We start from the raw sequence: 2,683 nt of genomic DNA on the forward strand, positions 1-2,683 counted from the left end.
CCGTGGATGCCGGACGGACGGATAATTAGTACCTTGCCCGCGTGGTGGAAGCCGTGTTTAAGGCGGGAGCTACGGTGGTGAATATTCCCGATACCACGGGCTATTGCCTGCCGGCTGAATATGGTGCGAAAATCAGGTACCTGATGGAGCATGTGGACGGGATTCAGAATGCCATCCTCTCCACGCACTGCCACAATGACTTGGGGATGGCTACGGCAAACACCATGTCGGGCGTGCTGAACGGTGCCCGTCAGGTGGAGGTGACCATCAACGGCATCGGCGAGCGTGCCGGAAACACGTCGCTGGAAGAGGTGGCGATGATTATCAAATGCCACAAGGACATCCAGATTGAGACGAACATCAATACACAGAAGATTTATCCCACCAGTCGCATGGTCTCCAGCCTGATGAACATGCCGGTGCAGCCCAACAAAGCTATCGTAGGCCGCAATGCCTTTGCCCACTCTTCCGGCATCCATCAGGATGGTGTGCTGAAGAACGTGCAGACCTACGAGATTATCGACCCGCATGATGTGGGCATTGATGATAACTCTATCGTGTTGACGGCACGCAGCGGGCGTGCAGCGTTGAAGAACCGTCTTCAGGTATTGGGTGTGCAGCTGGAGCAAGAGAAGTTGGACAAGGTCTATGAAGATTTTCTGAAGCTTGCCGACAAGAAGAAGGACATCAACGATGACGACATACTGGTGCTGGCAGGTGCCGACCGCACGCAGAATCACCGTATCAAGCTGGAATACCTGCAAGTGACCAGTGGAGTAGGGGTGCGTTCCGTAGCTAGTCTTGGGCTGAACATTTCCGGTGAGAAGTTTGAGGCGGCAGCAAGCGGAAACGGTCCGGTGGATGCTGCCATCAAGGCACTGAAGAAGATAATCGACCGCCACATGACGTTGAAGGAATTCACCATTCAGGCCATCAGCAAGGGAAGCGATGATATGGGAAAGGTACACATGCAGGTGGAATATGACAACCATATCTACTACGGTTTTGGTGCCAATACAGACATCATCGCCGCTTCGGTGGAAGCTTATATCGACTGTATTAATAAGTTTAAGTAATTTCAGATTTATGATTTCAGATTTAGAATCGGTGTTGCAGAATGACTATGTGGCCAATAGGAAGATAAATCTGAAATCATAAATCGTAAATCATAAATCTTTTATGCGTACTTTATTTGACAAGATTTGGGATGCCCACGTGGTGCAACAGGTGGAAGATGGTCCCACACAACTTTATATTGATAGGCTTTATTGCCATGAAGTGACTAGTCCGCAGGCGTTTGAGGGGCTGCGTGAACGCGGGTTGAAGTGTTTCCGTCCGGAGAAAATCTTCTGCATGCCCGACCATAATACGCCGACGCATGACCAGGACAAGCCTATTGAAGATCCTGTTTCAAAGACACAGGTAGATACTTTGGCTAAGAATGCCGAAGAATTCGGATTGGCCCATTTCGGAATGATGGATCCAAAAAACGGCATCATTCACGTCGTAGGGCCGGAGCGCGGATTGACCTTGCCGGGCATGACTATCGTCTGCGGCGACTCGCACACTTCCACGCATGGAGCGATGGGGGCAGTGGCTTTCGGCATTGGTACGAGTGAGGTGGAGATGGTAATGGCTTCTCAGTGCATTCTGCAAAGCCGTCCCCGGACGATGCGTATCACCATCGACGGCAAGTTGGGAAAGGGCGTGACTGCCAAAGATGTCGCACTTTACATGATGTCGAAGATGACGACCAGCGGCGCTACGGGCTATTTTGTGGAATATGCCGGAGAGGCGGTCCGCAGCCTGACGATGGAAGGGCGTCTGACCTTGTGCAACCTGAGCATTGAGATGGGTGCCCGCGGCGGCATGGTCGCTCCCGACGAAACGACATTCACCTACATCAAGGGGCGTGAGTATGCTCCTCAAGGCGAGGCATGGGATAAGGCGGTCGCTTATTGGCGGACGCTGCGGAGCGACGACGATGCCGTGTTCGACAAAGAGGTGCGCTTCGATGCTGCCGACATTGAGCCGATGATTACCTACGGCACCAATCCCGGCATGGGTATGGGCATCACACAATGCATTCCCACTACCGAAGGCATGGGCGAGGCAGCGCAGGTTTCCTTCCGGAAATCGCTGGATTACATGGGTTTCAATCCGGGTGAATCCTTGCTGGGCAAGAAGATAGACTACGTGTTCCTCGGTGCCTGCACCAACGGGCGCATTGAGGACTTCCGTGCCTTTGCCTCCCTCGTCAAGGGGCGCAAGAAAGCGGAGGGCGTGGTGGCATGGCTCGTTCCTGGCTCGTGGGCGGTGGATGCGCAGATACGCGAAGAAGGCATAGATAAGGTGTTGGAAGCCGCCGGTTTTGCCATCCGTCAGCCGGGGTGTTCTGCCTGCCTGGCGATGAACGATGACAAAGTACCTGCCGGAAAGTATGCCGTATCGACCAGCAACCGTAACTTTGAAGGTCGTCAAGGACCCGGTTCGCGGACACTGCTTGCCAGTCCGCTGGTGGCTGCCGCCGCCGCAGTGACAGGGGTGATTACCGACCCGAGGGAGCTTTTTTAAATGGATAATGGAAAATGGATAATCGAACAATGAAACAGAAATTCAATACAATCATCAGCACCTGTGTCCCCCTCCCGTTGGAGAATGTGGATACGGACCAAATCATCCC

1 protein-coding gene and 2 pseudogenes are annotated in these 2,683 nt (G+C 53.2%); all 3 read left to right on the forward strand.

The annotated features are described in order from the left end of the window. A pseudogene (locus K2G43_RS01775) lies at window positions 1-1,076 on the forward strand (2-isopropylmalate synthase); the annotation flags it as partial. Between the two features lie 103 nt (window positions 1,077-1,179). Next, the gene (gene leuC / locus K2G43_RS01780) at window positions 1,180-2,574 is read left to right on the forward strand and encodes a 3-isopropylmalate dehydratase large subunit (RefSeq protein ID WP_297644319.1); all 1,395 of its coding nucleotides are present in this window, start codon (window positions 1,180-1,182) and stop codon (window positions 2,572-2,574) included. Between the two features lie 29 nt (window positions 2,575-2,603). Then, a pseudogene (locus K2G43_RS01785) lies at window positions 2,604-2,683 on the forward strand (3-isopropylmalate dehydratase small subunit); the annotation flags it as partial.

The sequence above is a fragment of the Bacteroides sp. genome (assembly GCF_029057325.1).
Lineage (GTDB): Bacteria > Bacteroidota > Bacteroidia > Bacteroidales > Bacteroidaceae > Bacteroides.